Here is a 19,681-nt window from a genome sequence, read left to right on the forward strand (position 1 = left end):
CTTTTGGGCCTGTTTATTGTTATCCGATGTTAACGGTCATCTCTTGAGACGTGACAACACGATAATCAAAAATTGACTTCACCTTTGAGCACCCTGCCTCTCGTCTATTACCTGTTCTCAACGGTAAGCTTTTGACGATATTTTGATGGGGTAGACCCCTCTATCTTTTCAAATTGTGTAACAAAATAGTCTGAACTTCCAAAACCAACTTCCTCAGCAACTTCGTAGACCCTAAGATCTGTTTGGCGTAACATTTGTTTTGCTTTTTCAATCCGTACCGCTAGTAAATAATCTTTAAAATACGTTCCATACGTTTTTTTGAAAAGTTGTCCTAAATATACCGGATTCATAAAAAACTTATTCGCCATTTTCTTTAGCGTCAGACTCTCATGATAGTGACGATCAATATAGCGCTTCACCTTATAAATATCTCCGTTAAACTTTGCTTTATGATAAGTTGCGAGTTGCTCAGCTTTCTCGACAAGATACGCAGCAAAATGTTTTTCTAATTCGACTAAGGTTAATTTTTGCTCAAATTGGCGCATAAATGTTTTTACTTCAAAACCTTCTTCATCACTTGCCCTTTTCATCGCTTGATCGAGTGCTTTCTCTGTTTGATAAATAAATAAGCGTACATTCTCAATAGATACTGCGTGTGACTTAATCACATCAATCCATTGACTCACCGTCTCTTTAATAATGTTAGCGTTATTCTCCTCTACATGCTCAATTAACCGACGCATTACGCTTGGATCAAACATCTGGGCAAGATCCAGTTGGGTCTGTTTATCTTGATCGTAGATAATTGGTTGATCATCCATTTGAATGTACCGGTGTTCACTTAGTGCCTTTGCTGTTTGATAAGAGGTAATGACTCCATTTAAACCGCTCTCACTTTTTCCTACGAACATAAAAATCGATTGATGAATTTCCTTTTCCAACATCCGTTTAAAGTGGTCAAAAAACCAATTTAATTCATTGGCGTTTTTAGGTAAATGGCGCTGTTCCAAAATGATGCCATAACCTTCCCGATCGATAGGATGTATGAAAATTTCTTGGTCCCCAATAAAATGCGTAACGATATGCTGAATTTTTTCATCCATCGCTGTGTCTGTTGAACCATGGCGAACATCAATGATTAGATAACGTGAAGGCTCATCGATTTGCTTTATCAACATACCGAGTTCTCGTGGTGTTGGGTCTTTTTCTTCTAAAATAACGCGCTGAAAAATGTGATGGTTAATAAAAGCCTGATTGGTCTGTTGTTCCATCCGCTCTTCGTAAATCTCATGCGAAAGCTTTAATAACGTTTCTTCTAACTCTTTTTTATTGACTGGCTTTAAAATAAAATCACTCACACCGAGTCTTACAGCACGTTGTGCATATTGAAAGTCATTGTAGCCACTTACAATAATAAATTTCGGCATGGTTTTCGCCTGTGCTTTAACGGCTTTGATTAATTCTAAACCATCAAAAATAGGCATACGAATATCGGATAAAACAACGTCAGGTTCTTCTTTCAAAATAAGAGCCAAGGCGTCTTCCCCGTTATCAGCTTCCCCAATTACCGTATAATCTATTTGGCGCCAGTCCACCAAAGCCATAATTCCTTTTCTGACAAAGTGTTCGTCATCAACAATAATAACTTTGTGCATGTCACACACTCCTTATGTTTGTAAGCGTTAACATTTAACAACAAAAAAATACTGCCATCACCGTTACCTTTCCGCCTAGGCAGCCATCAACTTCATTACCCTTAGTTTAACTGTTGTACGAAGTTGTTGTCAAGCAGAGGATTTGTGAAGCCGATCAAAATTAACAGGTTAACTATGCGATGGCTGTCACGCATCTGCTAATATAAAGTTTTTTAAAGAATCCCTTTGCTTTCTCACTATATTTTGCGACCATAAAACCCTAAGCTTAAACTGCAAGCTAAATACATAATGAAATGAGTGAATGAAGTGATGTTAGTAAAAGATGTACTTGCGTTCATTAAACAAGATATTGTCTTGACAGAAGCTACTGTCGACACCTTAAAATATGGAGATGGGCTCACCGTTGTTAAAGGAATAGCTGTGATGTTTATGCCTACCCTGTCCGCTCTTAAAGAAGCTGTTAATAAGGGCTGCAACATGGTGTTAACGCATGAAGGGCTCTATTATAGTCACTGGGATCAACACCCCTCAACAGATGCTTTAATGCTCGAGAAAGAAGCCTTCATTAAAGCCCATGATCTACAAATCTTTCGGTTCCATGATTATATTCACCAGTACCAACCCGATCTTATCACCCACGGTCTCGTTCAAGCACTAGGCTGGGAAGACCAACTTGTTGAAGCGCATCGTGAAACAAGTGTTATTGAATTGCCAGATCAACGTCCTCTGATTGAACACCTTAATGAAATCAAAAGAAAGCTTGGGCTTGGTAAGCTTCGCTATGTTGGTGCCCCAGAACAACTTGTTAGTCGCATTGCGATTTTTGTTGGTTTTCGCGGGAACGGTGCCACGGTCATTCCTGCAATGACTGTTCATGACTGTGACACGGTTATTTATGGGGAAGGTTACGAGTGGGAAACCCCAGAGTATATTCGAGATACCCAAGAAACAAACAATAAAAAAGCAGCGATCATTCTTGGCCATCGTGAAAGCGAAACACCTGGGATGCGTTTCTTCGCGCGTTCGCTGCAACAACAGTTTCCAGCATTAACGGTTGCGTATATTGATGCTCCATCACCATTCGATTTTTTATAGTTGAACGCATGTCGTAATTCTGAGGTCTTATGGCCCAACGGTTTTGAAGCATCAGAAAGAAAGTACCCACCCAAGCTGTATACAGGGAAAATGAATAGTCATGACATTGATTCAATTTTAGTTTTTTGATTACACGACTTGAATTACTCCACCTTAATTTCTTACGAAATTTGAAGATGGGGGTTTTCTCGCCTAATTTAGATAAAAAAGTTTGAGATGTAAAGGGTTACATCTGCAAAGCCTATTGCCTGTTTGGCATTGCTTTGGTATAGTTAGTCGTTGTATCGATTAATGATACGCATGTCGGACAGTTCAACTCATTCTATATGTTACATGCACATTCCTCCGCAGTTCATGTCACACACATGCACTATTGGAGGAATTTCTATGTTCAGATAAAGTGACGCGAAAAAAATCAAAGAAATTCTAAGGAGGACATCAACCATGATGACACAAATGAAAGAACAATGGTTTGGTAATGTAAAAGGAGATGTTTTATCTGGAATTGTTGTTGCGCTTGCGCTTATTCCAGAAGCAATTGCCTTTTCAATCATTGCGGGCGTTGACCCTATGGTCGGGTTATACGCTTCATTCACCATTGCGATTGTCACCAGTATTTTCGGGGGGCGGCCCGCGATGATTTCTGGGGCAACAGGAGCTATGGCATTGTTAATGCTGCCCCTGGTCAAGGATTACGGTCTTGACTATTTACTCGCTGCAACAATTGTAACGGGTATTATTCAATACATTTTCGGCGCTCTAAAAGTTGCACGTCTAATGAAATTCATTCCACGTGCGGTGATGATTGGATTTGTGAACGCACTTGCTATTCTTATTTTCACTTCACAAATCCCTCACTTCATCGGCATTTCTACCATGACTTATGTTTTTGTTATTATCACACTTATTATTATTTATGTATTGCCGCGCTTTACAACTGCAATACCTGCACCACTCGTTGCAATCGTCGTCCTTACCGCCATTGCAATCTTCGGTGATTATAATTTAGGTACGGTAGGTGACTTAGGTGAGGTGACACGTCAGTTGCCTTCGTTCATTATTCCTAATGTCCCTTTTACATTTGAAACGCTTGGCATTATTTTACCTTACGCCATTGCCCTTTCAATTGTTGGGTTGCTTGAATCACTGCTCACCGCAACAATTGTCGATGACATTACTGATACAGAGAGTAATAAAAACAAAGAATCACGTGGGCAAGGGCTTGCAAACGTTGTAACTGGATTCTTTGGCGGGATGGCCGGTTGTGCCATGATTGGTCAATCGATTATCAACGTAAAGTCAGGCGGCCGCAAACGACTATCTAGCTTTGTTGCTGGGATTTTCTTAATGTTCCTCATTTTAGCATTGGGTAACGTTGTTATTCAAATTCCGATGCCCGTTCTCGTTGGTATCATGATCATGGTATCAATTGGTACCTTTGATTGGGGCTCATTCAAGTATTTGAAAAACGCACCTAAATCAGATGCCATCATCATGCTTGCAACTGTCGGCATTGTTGTCTATACTCACGACCTTTCCCAAGGAGTATTGGCTGGGGTTGTCTTAAGTGCGATTTTCTTTGTTGCTAAAATTTCAATTGTTAAGGTCGACACTAAAACGACCGCTGACCTTACTACTTATTGGGTAAGGGGCCAAGTTTTCTTCGCTTCCGTCGATAGTTTCACCCAAGGGTTTGATTATTCAGTAGAAAACCAAATCATTGATATTGATTTTAACGAGGCGCACATTTGGGATGATTCTGCTGTGTTTGCGATTGATAAAGTCGTAATTAAGCTCAGAAAAAATCATAACACGGTAAATTTAAAAAACCTAAACACTCAAAGTCAAGAGCTCGTAGAGAAGTTGGCAATCTTTGACGACCCCAATGCAAAACCAGCCGCGCACTAACACAAACGAATAGCGATTTGGAATGGAGTGAGAACAATGTATAAAAATATTTTACTAGCTGTTGACGGTTCAGAACATTCGTTACGTTCAACCGAGGAAGCAATCAAATTACACGACTCATCTGATGATGCTCATATCGATGTGGTTTACGTAGCAGATTATGACAAGGCTAAATATGACGTTTTACATGCGCACGATAAAGAAGAGTTAGAGGCAAAACGCAGAAAAAAACTTTTACCTATTGAAAAGATGCTTAAAGATAATAATGTCACCCATACTTATCATCTGCTTCATGGCGATCCAGGTCCGACTATCGTTGCTTTCGCAAACAAAGGCAACTATGATTTGTTAGTCATTGGCAGTCGTGGATTAAGTAAGTTTCAAAAGATGGTCCTCGGTAGCGTGAGTCATAAAGTGGTTAAACAGGCAAACTGTCCTGTCTTTGTTGTTAAATAAATAGACTTAAAAAGATGTGTAGACCGAGTCGCTAAGCTCAGTCTGCACACCTTTTTTTATGTATAAAAAAGGTAAGCGCTACATGCAGCGCTTACCTTTAGCGTATCTCTTAATACACGTGTTGGCTACTCAATGATTAATAATCAGAATCTGATTTTCCACCCGTAACAATTTGAATGCCACTACTTGCACCAATGCGCGTTGCGCCTGCTTCAATCATATCAAGAGCACCATTGCGATCACGAACACCACCACTTGCTTTTACTCCGATATCTGGCCCCACTGTTTTACGCATTAACTTAATGTCATCAACCGTTGCACCACCTGTTGAAAAACCCGTTGACGTTTTAACAAAGTCAGCACCAGCTGCAACCGCAAAGTCACATGCTTTAACTTTCTCCGCATCCGTTAATAAACATGTCTCAATGATGACCTTCACACGTGCTTGTTTATCAGCCGCTTCTACTACTGCACGAATATCATCCTCAACAAATTGATCGTTTCCATCTTTTAGAGCGGCAATATTAATCACCATATCTACTTCAGTCGCACCTTTTGCAATCGCATCTTTTGTTTCAAACGCTTTTACTTCTGACGTTGTGGCACCTAATGGAAAACCAATCACTGTACAAACATCAACCTCACTATCTTTAAGTGCTTTCGCTGCTGTTTCTACCCAGGTTGGGTTGACACATACAGAATAAAACTTGTATTGCATCGCTTCGTCACAAAGCGCTGTGATTTGTTCTTTTGTTGTATCTGGTTTCAATGCTGTATGATCAATATATTGTGCTAAATCTTTATTCATATTAATCCTCCTCAGATTTTAAATCGTCTGCTAAAAAGGCACCTGGTAAGAGATCTGTTACCGTCGTCTCCATCACATCACCGTTTAAATTAGTTAATACAATTGGCATGTTTGGTTCACATAATTCACTGATCACCTGACGACATACCCCACATGGTGAAACGGGACGATCGGTATCAGCGACGACAACGAGCGTTTCAAATTCACGTTCACCATTGCTGTAGGCTGAAAATATTGCGCTCCGCTCTGCACAGTTACAAGCTGAATAAGCGGCATTTTCAACGTTACATCCATGATAGACGTGCCCACTTTTAGTTTTCAGGGCTGCACCAACTTTAAATTTCGAATAAGGGGTGTAAGCTTTTTTGCGTGCTTCTTTTGCTTCGTTAATCATCGTTTCATAACACATACCTAAGTCCTCCTCTAGACTGGTTCTATCAATAAGTTACGCAAGACGTGACAGAATTGTTTTGACAAATCCCAGAAAATCTTCTCGTACTTTTTCAGTTGTTTCGATAACTTCTTCGTGGTTAAGTGGTTGATCCAAAATCCCGGCTGCCATGTTCGAGATACATGAAATACCGAGCACCTCTAAACCTGCGTGTCTTGCCACAATAACCTCAGGCACAGTAGACATCCCGACCGCATCGCCACCCACGGTTTGTAACATTCTTATTTCTGCCGGTGTTTCATAGGTTGGACCCGTATTCCAAACATAGACCCCTTCTTTAAGATCGAGTGATAAGTCACGTGCCACTGCCTTTGCCACTGCTTGTAGTTTCCGATCATAGGCTTGAGACATGTCTGGGAAACGGACCCCTTGCTCAGCATCATTCGGTCCCATTAATGGGTTTTGACCTGTATTGTTGATGTGATCAGTGATCAACATTAAATTACCTGGCTCAAAACTTTCATTGACTCCGCCAGCTGCATTTGTCACGAATAACTTTTCAATACCTAATTGCTTCATCACACGGACAGGGAATGTTACAGCATCTAAACCGTAGCCTTCGTAAAAGTGGAACCGCCCCTGCATCGCAATTACATTTACACCTTGTAATTCACCGATGACCAGTTGACCGGCATGCCCTTCAACCGTTGATACCGGAAATCCGGGGATTTGGTCATACTTGATTTTTAGCGGGTTTTCAATCTCATCAGCAAGCATACCTAAACCAGAACCTAAAATCAGTCCAACTTTCGGCGTGACTTGTAATTTATCTTTAATAAACGCTGTTGCTTCATGTAATTGTGTCATGTTCATTCCTCCTTGATTTTTCTGTTTTCATCTCATCTTAACGATACGTTATTCTTTAATATCTTTCAAGAAACTAACGCCGTATTCAGGCATTTTTACCCCAAAGTTATCAGCGACTGTTGCGCCAATATCAGCAAATGTTTGGCGAATGGGTAACTGTTTACCTGCTTTGATGCCTTTATGATAGGCAAGTAACGGGACATACTCACGGGTGTGATCGGTCCCTTCTGCAACAGGGTCATTACCATGGTCAGCTGTGATTAATAATAAATCATCATCATTTAATTTTTCAAGTACTTCTGGTAGACGCACATCAAACGTTTCTAACGCTTCACCATACCCTTGTGGATCACGGCGGTGACCATATTTAGCATCAAAGTCCACTAAATTCAAGAAATTTAAGCCACGAAAATCATCATCAATCGATTGGATGAATTTTTCCATTCCATCATCATTATCGGCTGTACGAATCGCTTTCGTCACGCCTTCACCATCATAAATATCAGCAATCTTGCCTAAAGCCACCACATCTAAGCCGCCATCTTCTAAAGCATTCATCACTGTCTCGCCAAATGGTTTCAACGCATAGTCATGACGGTTTGATGTCCGTTCAAATGCACCTGGTTTTCCGGTGAATGGACGCGCAATAATACGCCCGACCATATACTTATCATTCATCGTCATTGCACGGGCCGTTTCACAAATTTCATATAACTCATCAATCGGGACAACATCTTCGTGAGCAGCAATCTGGAGCACTGAATCAGCAGATGTATAAACAATCAAGTCTCCTGTCTTCATATGTTCTTCACCCAGTTCAACCATAATTTCAGTACCTGATGCTGGTTTGTTACCAATGATGCCACGACCTGTTTTCTCTTTTAATTCATCTAAAAGATCATCGGGGAAGCCATCCGGAAATGTTTGAAAAGGTTGATCAATGTAAAGCCCCATAATCTCCCAATGTCCAGTCATTGTGTCTTTTCCATTCGAAGCTTCTTGCATTTTTGTGAAATGCGCAAGCGGTGTTTCTGCTTTTTCAATCCCAGGAATCTCACGAATATTACTGAGTCCTAGTTTCCCCATTGTCGGCATAGAAAGGCCATTCATGTGTTGAGCGATGTGGCCTAATGTGTCAGCACCTTCATCACCAAATGCCTCAGCATCAGGCGCTTCGCCGATACCCACTGAATCTAGTACTACTAAGAAAATACGTTTAAAGTGTTCTGTCATCCTTATCTCCTCCTTATTGTTAATCTTTCTAATAGAACTGTCTTCCTTTTATTTGCTTTATTGTTTTGCCTTATGTGTTAAAAGTTTTCCAGACTGGATTAACTAATAAATGCTTTGATGTATTCAGCAACAACGCCACCGAAATATACACCAAACACGCCAACAACTGCAGAAAACACTGGTGGAGCAGGTAGTGGTAGCTTTAAGAATTTGAATAAAATCCCTACGAGCATGCCGGAAATTAGCGCCAAGATTACTTCCTTCATAATTCATTCTCCTCGTTCTATAATTATAGTTTTATTCCGTAATAACATCGTACACAAGTGGTAAATCTGCCGGCTTTTCTTCCTTGATTGCATAAGCGTTCAGTAATTTTTCTTCCACTTCTTTTGTGTCTTCCGTATTTGTGTGTAAGGTTACGAGTGAGTCACCCTTTTCGACAAAGTCACCGACTTTTTTGTTTAAAACCACACCGACGGCAAGATCGATTATCGAGGTTTTTGTCATCCGACCGGCACCGAGCATCCCTGCAGCAATGCCAACTTCATCTGCAACAATTTCAGCCACATAGCCTGATTTAGGTGCATGAACTTCTTTCGTCACTCGAGCTTTAGGTAAGCGACTTGGATCATCAACGACAGAAGCGTCACCACCTTGTGAAGCTAAAAAGACTTTAAACGTTTCTAGTGCTTGCTTATTGTCAATAACCGCTTGTAATTTCTCACGCGCTTCTTCGATGGTTTTTGCCTTATTAGCTAAAACAACCATATGGCTACCTAGCGTTAAACAAAGTTCCGTTAAATCTTTTGGACCATGACCATTTAAGGTATCAATTGCTTCTTTGACTTCAAGCGCATTACCGACGGCAAAACCAAGCGGTTGGCTCATGTCAGAAATAACGCCAATTGTTTTTCGACCCGCGCCATTACCGATATCAACCATCGCTTTCGCAAGTGCTCGTGCATCCTCGATATTCTTCATAAAGGCACCGGAACCGGTTTTTACATCTAAAACAATCGCATCTGCACCAGAAGCGATCTTTTTACTCATGATTGACGATGCAATTAATGGAATTGAATTGACAGTAGCTGTTACATCACGTAACGCATAGAGTTTTTTATCGGCAGGGGTAAGGTTGCCACTTTGTCCTACGACGGATACTTTATTTTTATTAACGAGATTGTTAAATGTTTCGCCATCAATTTCAACTTGGAAACCCGGAACGGATTCTAATTTATCAATCGTCCCACCTGTATGTCCAAGTCCACGACCGGACATCTTTGCAACAGGGACACCGACACTGGCCACTAAAGGTGCTAAAATTAGGGTTGTCGTATCACCAACACCACCAGTTGAATGCTTATCCACTTTAATTCCTTCAATCGCTGATAAATCAATTTCATCACCGCTTTTAACCATTGCCATTGTTAAATTAACACGTTCGTCAGTTGTCATTTCTTTAAAGTAAAGTGCCATTGCCATTGCTGACATTTGATAATCTGGAATATCACCATCCGTATACCCCTTGATCATAAAATCAATCTCTGCTTTCGTTAATTCGCCACCATCACGTTTTTTGGCAATTAAGTCAACCATTCTCATTACTTACTCATCCTCTCTCATGTATATATTAGGTGAATAGCTGATGCGTTGTTATTAGCAAAATAGCTTCTATTTAAATAATTTTTAGGGGTCCAATATGCTTGTAACGGGAGAGTAACAGCTTACGTAAGACGTCGGACCCCCATAATTGTATACCCGGATTAGCAGGGGACTAGTCATTGATTCAATGACTTCACTGATTAAATCTAGGTTGTCTTACGTTTTTATCTCTATTTAATAGTAGGGTCGTGACGTGAGTTTCTTCATTTTCACCTATCATTTGTTGTGCGTTTTAGATAGGACGTCCAACAACTAACCCAAGCGATGAAATCCCTTTCACGACAGTACTCTTTCATTATATAAGTTAGACGTCCAACAAGTCAACTAAAAATGACTAATTTTCAGCATAAACAGCAAACAAACGAGGCTTAACAAAAAAGACTTATCAAACCTCGTTTATATTGATATGACGTCCAACAAACACAAATCAGAACATTCGCTTTCTAAAAACATTAAAACTTACTTCATCAGATCTAAAAAAGTTTAACGAATACAAAATCGGATGATCATCTAAATCAAAGTGAATTTGTTTGAGGACAAGTAACGGTGTATCTTTATCACAATTCAACATTTTTGAAATTTCATGATGATAGCTAATCGTATTAATATCTGCCTTAGCATAACTTATAATAATACCCGCATCTTTTTGTAGGGCGTCCAACATCGACTCGCCCCGAATCATAAAGTCAGCGGATAGTTTATGTTCAGGTAGTTTATCAATACAGTAAACGAGTGGTAAACCATCTGCTTTTCTTAGTCGTTTAACCAGATATACCCGTTCATCCTCAGTCAGCTCTAGTTCTTCAATATCATCACTGTGCGGATCGGTATAACCTGTAAATAACCACTCAGTACTTGGTTCCTTCCCTTCCCGTTTGATCATATCTGTGATACTAAATAATTCTTCTAAGCCACCTCTAAACTGAGGCTTGCGATTAACAAATGTACCGACGCCGTGTTTTCTAATAATGATATTTTCTTCTTCCAATATCCGAAGTGCCTCTCTTAATGTATTTCGAGAAACACGTAATTGCTTAGAAAATTCCATTTCAGAAGGCAGACGTTCACCTGGTTCTAGTTCGCCTTCTTTAATTTTTTCTTTAATTTGTTCAATCACCAGCAAATAACGCGGTGTTTGATAATTGTACTCCATGACCAGTTGCCTCCTTCTCCTATTCCTTCTTTATATATATATGTTTAACTCAACAGTTTCATGATTGCGCTTTCACCGCACAATTAAGTCTATTATAGCACGAAAAGAAACCGAAAAGAATAGTTACTCTTTAGTTTCTGGATAGTTCTTTTTCAAGAAATCAATCGATTGCTTCAATAATGCGCTAAGCACATCGAGGTCGATATCAGCGAGCTTATTTACATATAAACAAGCTTTACCCATCTTATGTTTACCTAATTCACTGAGGAGCCGGTCGCGTTCTGCATCACCGGTCGCGAGATAGATACTAAACTTAGCCTTTTGCGTCTTAAATCCAATCAATGGCGCATCACCTGAGTGGCCCGACGGATAAACATAATGATAGCTTCCAAAACCAACGATTCCACCTTGATAGATCACGGGTGGTTTTCCTGAAACTTCTTTGAAAAGTTCAAAAAGCGTCTGAGTGTCTTCTTTTTTGCCTTGATGTTCAATGGATTCTAAATAAGATTCAACCGTTTCTGTTGTTTGGTTCATGCCTTTCGCCTCCTTACTTAGATGTAATAATTATAGCACTCCACTTTTAGTTGTTCAACGTCAAAAAAAGTAAATACGAATGCAACGAATTCCTTCTATTTCCCGATTGACTTCTTTCCTATTAAACCGTACCATTATCAATAATGATATTAGAAAAGGGGATGACACACATGAAAAAGATTTTTCTTTTACTTGTTACAGCGCTACTGCTTATGACAGCTTGTAATAATGATCAAACTGAAGAACCTGAAAACACTGATAATGAGCCGGTTGAAGATACAGATTCCGATAATACCGATACACCCGAAGACACGGATGAGAATACAAATGGTGACTCATCAAACACAGAGGAAGATTCAGAAGAAGATTCAACTGATACTGATACAGAAACAGATCCTTCAGAAAATGGTTCAGACACTGATGGGAATGACACAAACGATACAACCAATGATTCAGACAATCCCGAAACGGATGCAGGGGGTAGTTATAGTTCTGATGATGCCGTTCGTTTAGTTGAGGAGTATTTACAGGCTGATGGCCTCTCAACCGAAATGAACTATCGCTATGATGGCGATGATGACAGCGGGAATTATCGCATTCAAGTCTTTGAAGTGGTCGACAACGGGGACGGAGCAAACCACACTGCAACATACGGCTGGTACCTTGTTAATCCAGAAACCGGTGAAATTACAGACTTATTCAATTAATTAATAAACCGCCAAGCGAGAAATCGCTTGGCGGTTTTTAAATTGCTGGCTCACGTTACTTTATCATTAGTTTCGTCTCAGCCATTTGATCTGGATACTCGATTGTCACTGCAGCAAGATCATATACCATGGCCATTAATGCTAACCCCTCATGGAAGGCTGCTTCATCTTCGGCTTGACCTTCGACAGTAAGGACTGCTTCTTCATTTGAGACACTCACATCTTGTAACGTCATACCATTTAAAATCGACGCGTAACCCGTTGGTGCGACTTGATCAGCACTAAACATAACAGCTTCATCAAAGCTTTGATTGTCTTCTGTTTCAACAAAACCAGAAATCATTCGAAATACCGGCATCTCTACATCATCAATCAATGCCTGGTCTGTCATGAGAAAGACACCAGCATAAGGCTCTAACTCAACATCAATTTCTTCTACAAAGCCGACTTGACCATAATCTAGACCACGTGTTTCCCCTTCCATTAGTACATATTGTTCAATCTGGTAGTGACGTGCGACTTGATGTAACATTTGATCAAGTAGCAGATGTTCTGTTGAAGCTAGCGATAGAAATGGATCACTGACTTCAAACTGTAGTGTTGCCGTTCCTGCTTCAATGGTTACACTTTCTAAATACTGAAATGATTGGCTCACCGTAGGATCACTTAACCGTAACGTTTCTAGCAAACGCTCTTCTTCCGTTAATTCCCCTTCCACTGGCATCAGTTCGTACCGTAAAAATTCGTCGTTATCACTAAAGCCATACGAAACCACAAGCAACTCATTTACGTCTACTTCCGTTGTATCAACAGCAGGCTCTTCTTCGTCTGTCCCTTCGTCTTCATCTGTTTCTGACGGCTCTTCGTCTCCTTGTTGATCTTCTGTTTCTTCATCAGACGTTGCTGGCTCACCATTCGAATCATCTTGGCTACATGCACCGATGATGAACAAAGAAATAAATAGCAACCATAGTATTCTTTTCATCAGATTCCGCCCCCTTTAATACTTATATTTACCCGTTCCTCATAAAAGATAACAAAATTGACCCGTTTTCATCTGATTGTTTTTCGGGTATGGTTTACTATACCCTATGAAGGAAGGAATTTGATTATGTTAAATAAAAAACCATTTCGTTTTCTCGTCTATGCGCTCATGATTTTTGGTTTAATCTATTTATTATCATTAACAGATTTTGTTTTTCAACCCATTGGTACCGTGCTCGCTTCTGTAGCAGTACCTATCATTGGTGCGGGGTTTTTATTTTATATTACAAACCCCTTCGTAAACTTACTGGAACGTTTGCATATTAAACGGGTCTATGCCGTGATTATCATCTTTGTTGTGATTATCTTGCTGATTGCGCTCAGTGTGTATTTTATTATTCCCGTTGCCCAAGCACAGCTGCAACAGTTATATGAAAGTGCACCAGAATTCCAAGAATGGTTCCAAAGTATGTTTGCGCTCTATCAAAATAATGAAGCTGCCATTCCAGATCAAGTTCAATCTACCGTTGATTCGGCGATTGATAGCCTTAGTTCCTACGGTGATCGAATCGTTACATCGGTCTTCAGTGCACTTAGTGCTGTTTTTAGTTTTCTCTTTTCATTTGTTTTGATTCCATTCTTTCTGTTCTTCATGTTGAAAGATTCAGGCAAATTTGTACCTTTCATTACTCAGTTTTTAAGTCCGAGAGTGAAAGATAGTACCGAGCGTCTCTTGAAATCAGTGGATGACTCCCTTGGCTCATTTATCCAAGGGCAAATGCTCGTGAGTGTTAGCCTCGGAATTATGTTGTTCATCGGTTATTTGATTGTTGGCATTAACTACGCACTTGTTTTAGCCTTACTAGCGCTTGTGCTTAATTTAATTCCTTACCTTGGTCCTTGGCTGTCGGCGATTCCTGCCGTTTTAATTGGTTTCTTCCAAGATCCAATGGTCGGTGTCTGGACAGCGGTGGTCGTCATTGCCGTGCAACAGATTGAAGGGAATTTTGTTGAACCAAATATCATGGGAAAGGTGCTTCATGTTCATCCCCTCACTGTCGTTGTCATTATGCTCGCTGCGGGTGCCTTGATTGGCTTTGTTGGTCTAATTTTTGCAGTTCCCGCTTATGCTGTAATTAAAGCAGTCGTGATGCACTTCTATCAAGAATACATGAATTACCTACCCGAAGATGAAAAATATTTAGTTTAATTGAAAAATAGCCCACCTTCGCTAAAACTAATGCGAAAGTGGGCTATTTTTATCATACTCTTTCAACCGTTCTCTCGATCTTCATTCATTACTCCTTGACGCGCATTAGCCGCATGCTATTCAGCGAAACAATCAGGGTTGCACCAATGTCTGATAAAATAGCAATCCATAACGTTAACCACCCTGGAATCACTAGAAATAACGCTACTAATTTAATTAATAACGAAAAACTAATGTTTGCTTTAATAATTCTTAATGCTTTACGACTTAACTTAATCGTAAATGGTAACTTCGCTAAGTCATCGGCCATTAAGGCAATATCTGCTGTTTCTAACGCCGTATCCGTTCCAGCACCACCCATTGCGATACCGACGTCTGCCGTTGCTAAGGCAGGCGCATCATTGATGCCATCTCCAACCATGGCCACCCGATGATGTGATTTTGATAACTGTTTAATGACATCCAGTTTATCTTTCGGGAGTAATTCTGCACGAAAATCCCCAATCCCTGTTGCCGCAGCAATTGCTTTACCCGTCCGATAGTTATCGCCCGTCAACATGACGGTTGATTTTACACCTAATGCTGATAATTGTTCAAGTACGGCTCTAGAAGACGTTCTGACCGGGTCTTGTAAGGCTAAATATCCAATCAATCGTTGATCAGTTTGTAAGACAACTACTGTCTTCCCGTTTTCTTCTAGTTCTTCAATACTTGACTGTATCACTTGGTCTACCTGTCCTTCTTCAATCAATGCTCGTGGGCTTTCAATAACAAATTCTGTACCATTAACCTCGGCTGACACTCCTCGACCGGTTAAGGCTTGAACGTTTTTAACGTTCAACTCATCGTTAGCACTTGTTTTCGTATGTTTTGTTAATGCCTTCGCTAACGGATGCGTCGTGTTCTGTTCCAAATGATAGATAATCGATGCAAAGTAGTTCTGATCAAATGTTTGATCAACGATAATTTGATCTGTTACCACTGGTGTTCCTTCTGTTAATGTGCCTGTTTTATCAAAAGCTATTGCGTTTACTTTCCCCAGCGTTTCTAAATGAATCCCACCCTTAATAAGTACACCTTTTTTCGCCGCATTACCTATTGCTGATACGATTGATATAGGTGTTGAAACAACTAAAGCACAGGGACAACCAACCACAAGCACTGCTAATCCTTGGTAAAGCCATGTGTTAAACTCAAGACCAAACACAAGTGGCGGAATCAGGACCACGAGTAAACTTATAAACATAATTGCCGGGGTATAATATTTCGCAAATGTATCAATAAATGCCTGTGCCGGGGCACGCTCTCCTTGCGCTTCTTCTACCAGATGAATAATCTTCTGTAATGTCGTATCTTTAACTTTTTTAGTCACCCTGACAAACAATAAGCCTTCTTCATTAAGCGTGCCTGCAAAGACTTCGTCCCCAGTTTCTTTCGGTTGTGGGATGCTTTCTCCAGTAATTGCCGCTTGATTAACAGCAGAGGTACCTTCCAACACAATACCATCCATCGCTAACTTCTCACCTGGTTTGACAACCATCACATCATTTATTTCAATTTCATCGACTGGAACTATCTTATCCTCATCGCCACGTCTGATTTGCGCTTGTTTTGGCGCAATTTCCATTAAAGATGCAATTGATTGACGCGCTTTATCCATCGAATACTTCTCTAAACGTTCACTGACCCGAAACAGCATCACGACAATACCAATCTCTAACCACTCACCAATTAATGCACCACCAATTACAGCTACCGTCATCAATGTTTTCATATCAAAATCAAAGTGCCTAAGGTTTACCACACCAACTTTTAGCAAATGCGCACCTAGCGTCAAAATAGAACTGAGTATTAGTAAAATCGTCACTAGATTCATCTCGCCATTAATAAAATAAGACACGATGCCTAGTGTGAGAAGGAGTAACCCAAAAAGCTCAATGATATACGTTTGATACCAAGCTTCTGTTTGTGACACTTCTTTTTTTTCAGCTTTTTCTTTTCCTTCTTCGATTACTTTCAGCTCTTCAAACGCACCAGCTTCTTCTAACGCTTCAATCGTTGTTTCGCCAACGACAGTAATTTTAGAAGCGCCAAAGTTAACCTTCGCTGTCTCCACTTCCGGTAGACGATTAACATTGCGTTCGAATTTACCTGCACAGTTCGCACACGAGAAACCTTCAACACGGTACGTTCGTTTAGTTTCGGCCACGTTGCTCAACCTCCTTCTGGTGCACGAGACCGATTGTAATTAATGTCTTTACATGATCATCATCAAGCGAATAGTACACTTGCTTACCTTCTTTGACACTTTGCGCCAGTCCTAATTTACGCAAATGACGTAAATGATGAGAAGCCGTTGCTGTTGAGGCACCAATAATATGAGCAACATCACATACACATAGCCTTACTTCTTGCGTTAATGCATAGGCGATTTTTAAGCGTGTTTCATCACAGAGCGCTTTAAACATCTCACTGACTTGTAAAATATTTTCACTTTCCACCATTTCTTTTACTCGGTACACTTTATCTTCATTAAATTCTGATACGTCACACGTGTCTTTTTTAAGCTCAGTCATCGAAATACCTCCATATTCAAACGTTCCTTTGATTAACTACATTCTAATGTTCATTTGAATATAAGTCAACACTTGTAAAGTAATAACTATAATTTGAAGCGTACTCATTCGGTTATGTTTTTTAAATTATTTCAATCTTTTTGCGCCTAACCTTAACGCAAAGGTGTTTTTTTCATGCCTTACGACAGATCTTTATGTAAGAAAGAGTTACATCAATCTCATAACAGTTTTAGCTACCGCAGATTAAAGGAAAGCACAACAAATAAGGAGCTTATAAACTATCTATAAGCTCCTTTTCCTTTATGTTTCTAAATGAGATCATTCAACAGTCCATGTGTTCATATGGACTATTAATCAATCATTTTGTACATCGCAACAATCTTCTCGACAGTAAAGCCGTACATTTCTACAATTTCCGGACCAGGGCCACTGGCACCAAATTTATCCACCGAACAAATCCTTCCATTGAATCCGGTGTACTGGTGCCATCCAAAACTAGATCCCATCTCAATTGCAAGTCGTTTTTCAACATTTTTTGGTAATACGCTCTCTTTATAGGCCTCGCTTTGACGATTAAACAGTTCAAAACTCGGTAAAGACACAACAGCTACATCCATCGCTTCTGATAATAACTGTTTCTGAGCTTCCAACGCTAGTTTCACTTCAGAGCCGGTTGCAATCAATATACCGTCTGGATATTCACCCTTTTGTTTAGAAATGGTATACCCACCTCTTCTGACTCCTTCTTCAGCATACTCATTAGCTTCCTGAATTAAAGGTAGATTTTGGCGACTCAAAACGAGTACTGTCGGTGTTGATTGAGCTTCCATCGCAATCTTCCACGCGACTAACGTTTCGTTGCCATCTGCAGGTCTTATCACATTTATATTCGGTATACTTCTAAGACTCGCCAGCTGTTCTACTGGTTCATGCGTTGGACCATCTTCACCAACAGCAATCGAATCATGTGTCAAGACATAGGTGACTGGATTATTTTGTATCGCGCTTAATCGAATTGCAGCTTTTAAGTAATCAACAAATACAAAAAACGTCCCACAATAAACCCTTGATCCACCATGGAGCTGAATACCATTTGCAGCTGCTGCCATCGCAAACTCTCGGACGCCAAACCATATGTTTCTTCCTTGATAATTTTCTTTACCAAAATCAGCTGCACCTTTAATCATTGTATGGTTTGAAGAAGATAAGTCTGCAGATCCGCCCCATAAATATGGGATATTTTCTGCAAGTGATTGAATGATTTCCGAGCTTGTCACACGACTAGCCGATTGATAACTTTCTTCAAAAGTTGGGAGATGGTTCACCCAATTTTCCGGCAGGTCATTCCCATGCGCTGAAAGATACTGAGCGGCCAACTTTGGATAAGCTTTCGTATACTTGTCAAACAGTTCATTCCATGCTTTTTCTGCCTTTTTTCCTTTGTCAACAATCTCATCATAAAAATGATTCTTCACTTCTTCCGAAACTTCAAATGCTTTCAGTTTCTCAAAACCGTATGACGCTTTTATACGCGCCACATCTTCTTTTCCTAAAGGTGCACCATGGACTTTAGCAGTCCCTTGATTAGATGAACCAAAACCAATAACCGTTTTTACCTCGATAATCGTTGGTTTCTCTGTTTCTGCTTTAGCTTTGTCAATCGCTTGATATATGGATGATAAATCATTACCATCTTCAACTAAAATATACTGCCAGCCATATCCTTTAAACTTTGCTTTAGTATCTTCCGTAAATGATTTGTTAGTGGGTCCATCAAGCGAAATATCGTTAGAATCATAAAGCAGTACCAATTTCCCTAAACCAAGATGACCTGCTAGTGAGCACGCTTCTTGTGCAACACCCTCCATTAAATCTCCATCACCACAAATACTATACGTGTGATGATCAACAATTGGAAAGCCAGGGGCATTATACACTGCAGCTAGATGCGCTTCTGCCATTGCCATCCCAACTGCCATACCGATTCCTTGGCCCAATGGACCCGTCGTCGCTTCGACACCATCTGTATGATTAACTTCTGGATGCCCAGGTGTTTTAGAATCTTTTTGTCTAAATGACTTAAGGTCTTCTGTTGTTACATCATAACCCGCTAAATGCAGTAAACTATATAGCAGCGCTGACCCATGTCCTGCTGACAAAATAAAACGATCTCTGTTGTTCCACGCTTTACTTGTTGATGGATTGATTTTTAAGAATTTTGACCAGAGTACATATGCCATTGGCGCGGCACCCAGGGGTAGTCCTGGGTGACCTGAATTTGCTGCTTCTACCGCATCAATGCTTAGCGATCTGATTGTATTTATAGCTTTTACATCGATTGATTCAAACATTGACTATCTCCTTCCTTCTCTGAACAGTCATATTCGGTTTTTATTTTTTGAATATTCAGTCTTATCTTTTGTTGTTGATACCTCAATA

Annotated in this window: 18 protein-coding genes; 5 read left to right on the forward strand and 13 right to left on the reverse strand. The window is 40.1% G+C overall.

The genetic code is table 11. The features are described 5' to 3' along the window. Positions 1–107: 107 nt before the first annotated feature. Positions 108–1,655 carry a response regulator transcription factor gene (locus DES38_RS07490; RefSeq protein ID WP_110251493.1) on the reverse strand — a complete coding sequence of 516 codons (1,548 nt, stop codon included), beginning with the start codon at positions 1,653–1,655 and terminating at the stop codon, positions 108–110. A gap of 309 nt (positions 1,656–1,964) precedes the next feature. On the opposite strand from DES38_RS07490, the gene DES38_RS07495 reads away from it, so the two are divergent. The 3 genes from DES38_RS07495 to DES38_RS07505 all read left to right on the forward strand — a co-directional run bounded on the left by DES38_RS07495 (position 1,965) and on the right by DES38_RS07505 (position 5,114). Then, positions 1,965–2,750 (forward strand): Nif3-like dinuclear metal center hexameric protein, encoded by a 786-nt coding sequence (locus DES38_RS07495; protein ID WP_110251494.1) that lies wholly within the window; start codon positions 1,965–1,967, stop codon positions 2,748–2,750. Between the two features lie 444 nt (positions 2,751–3,194). Then, complete coding sequence (locus DES38_RS07500; protein ID WP_110251495.1) at positions 3,195–4,658, forward strand: SulP family inorganic anion transporter; 1,464 nt, start codon at positions 3,195–3,197, stop codon at positions 4,656–4,658. A 36-nt stretch (positions 4,659–4,694) separates the two neighbouring features. Continuing rightward, the gene (locus DES38_RS07505) at positions 4,695–5,114 is read left to right on the forward strand and encodes a universal stress protein (protein WP_110251496.1); all 420 of its coding nucleotides are present in this window, start codon (positions 4,695–4,697) and stop codon (positions 5,112–5,114) included. 136 nt (positions 5,115–5,250) lie between these two features. On the opposite strand, the gene deoC is transcribed toward DES38_RS07505, so the two are convergent. The 8 genes from deoC to DES38_RS07545 form a co-directional block, all read right to left on the reverse strand. Continuing rightward, positions 5,251–5,922: a deoxyribose-phosphate aldolase gene (gene deoC, locus DES38_RS07510; protein ID WP_110251497.1), complete on the reverse strand. Its 672-nt coding sequence runs from the start codon at positions 5,920–5,922 to the stop codon at positions 5,251–5,253. 1 nt (position 5,923) lies between these two features. After that, a complete protein-coding gene (cdd, locus tag DES38_RS07515) occupies positions 5,924–6,331 on the reverse strand; it encodes a cytidine deaminase (protein ID WP_110251498.1) in 408 nt (135 codons plus the stop codon). Between the two features lie 36 nt (positions 6,332–6,367). Further along, a complete protein-coding gene (locus DES38_RS07520) occupies positions 6,368–7,186 on the reverse strand; it encodes a purine-nucleoside phosphorylase (protein WP_110251499.1) in 819 nt (272 codons plus the stop codon). A gap of 42 nt (positions 7,187–7,228) precedes the next feature. After that, a complete protein-coding gene (deoB, locus tag DES38_RS07525) occupies positions 7,229–8,413 on the reverse strand; it encodes a phosphopentomutase (RefSeq protein ID WP_110251500.1) in 1,185 nt (394 codons plus the stop codon). Positions 8,414–8,511: 98 nt separating this feature from the next. After that, entirely contained in the window at positions 8,512–8,679 is a 168-nt protein-coding gene (locus DES38_RS07530) for a XapX domain-containing protein (protein WP_110251501.1), read from the reverse strand. 31 nt (positions 8,680–8,710) lie between these two features. Further along, a complete protein-coding gene (locus tag DES38_RS07535) occupies positions 8,711–10,015 on the reverse strand; it encodes a pyrimidine-nucleoside phosphorylase (RefSeq protein ID WP_110251502.1) in 1,305 nt (434 codons plus the stop codon). 487 nt (positions 10,016–10,502) lie between these two features. Further along, complete coding sequence (locus tag DES38_RS07540) at positions 10,503–11,228, reverse strand: GntR family transcriptional regulator (RefSeq protein WP_110251503.1); 726 nt, start codon at positions 11,226–11,228, stop codon at positions 10,503–10,505. A gap of 123 nt (positions 11,229–11,351) precedes the next feature. After that, a complete protein-coding gene (locus tag DES38_RS07545) occupies positions 11,352–11,765 on the reverse strand; it encodes a DUF1801 domain-containing protein (protein ID WP_110251504.1) in 414 nt (137 codons plus the stop codon). 170 nt (positions 11,766–11,935) lie between these two features. Here DES38_RS07545 and DES38_RS07550 point away from each other — a divergent pair, with 170 nt between their 5' ends. Beyond that, positions 11,936–12,472 (forward strand): hypothetical protein, encoded by a 537-nt coding sequence (locus DES38_RS07550; RefSeq protein WP_110251505.1) that lies wholly within the window; start codon positions 11,936–11,938, stop codon positions 12,470–12,472. Positions 12,473–12,527: 55 nt separating this feature from the next. On the opposite strand, the gene DES38_RS07555 is transcribed toward DES38_RS07550, so the two are convergent. Beyond that, on the reverse strand, positions 12,528–13,457 hold the full coding sequence (locus DES38_RS07555; protein WP_110251506.1) for a hypothetical protein: 930 nt from the start codon (positions 13,455–13,457) through the stop codon (positions 12,528–12,530). A 126-nt stretch (positions 13,458–13,583) separates the two neighbouring features. On the opposite strand from DES38_RS07555, the gene DES38_RS07560 reads away from it, so the two are divergent. Beyond that, complete coding sequence (locus DES38_RS07560) at positions 13,584–14,666, forward strand: AI-2E family transporter (RefSeq protein WP_110251507.1); 1,083 nt, start codon at positions 13,584–13,586, stop codon at positions 14,664–14,666. An 88-nt stretch (positions 14,667–14,754) separates the two neighbouring features. Here the strand turns inward: DES38_RS07560 and DES38_RS07565 are convergent, their stop codons facing one another. From DES38_RS07565 to tkt, 3 genes are all read right to left on the reverse strand, one after another. Beyond that, on the reverse strand, positions 14,755–16,875 hold the full coding sequence (locus tag DES38_RS07565; protein WP_245881986.1) for a heavy metal translocating P-type ATPase: 2,121 nt from the start codon (positions 16,873–16,875) through the stop codon (positions 14,755–14,757). After that, on the reverse strand, positions 16,862–17,242 hold the full coding sequence (locus DES38_RS07570) for an ArsR/SmtB family transcription factor (protein WP_110251509.1): 381 nt from the start codon (positions 17,240–17,242) through the stop codon (positions 16,862–16,864). Before DES38_RS07570 ends, DES38_RS07565 begins: the two co-directional genes overlap by 14 nt. Positions 17,243–17,592: 350 nt before the next feature. Beyond that, positions 17,593–19,593 carry a transketolase gene (gene tkt / locus DES38_RS07575; protein WP_110251510.1) on the reverse strand — a complete coding sequence of 667 codons (2,001 nt, stop codon included), beginning with the start codon at positions 19,591–19,593 and terminating at the stop codon, positions 17,593–17,595. Between the last annotated feature and the right edge of the window lie 88 nt (positions 19,594–19,681).

This window comes from Streptohalobacillus salinus, assembly GCF_003201605.1.
Lineage (GTDB): Bacteria > Bacillota > Bacilli > Bacillales > Amphibacillaceae > Streptohalobacillus > Streptohalobacillus salinus.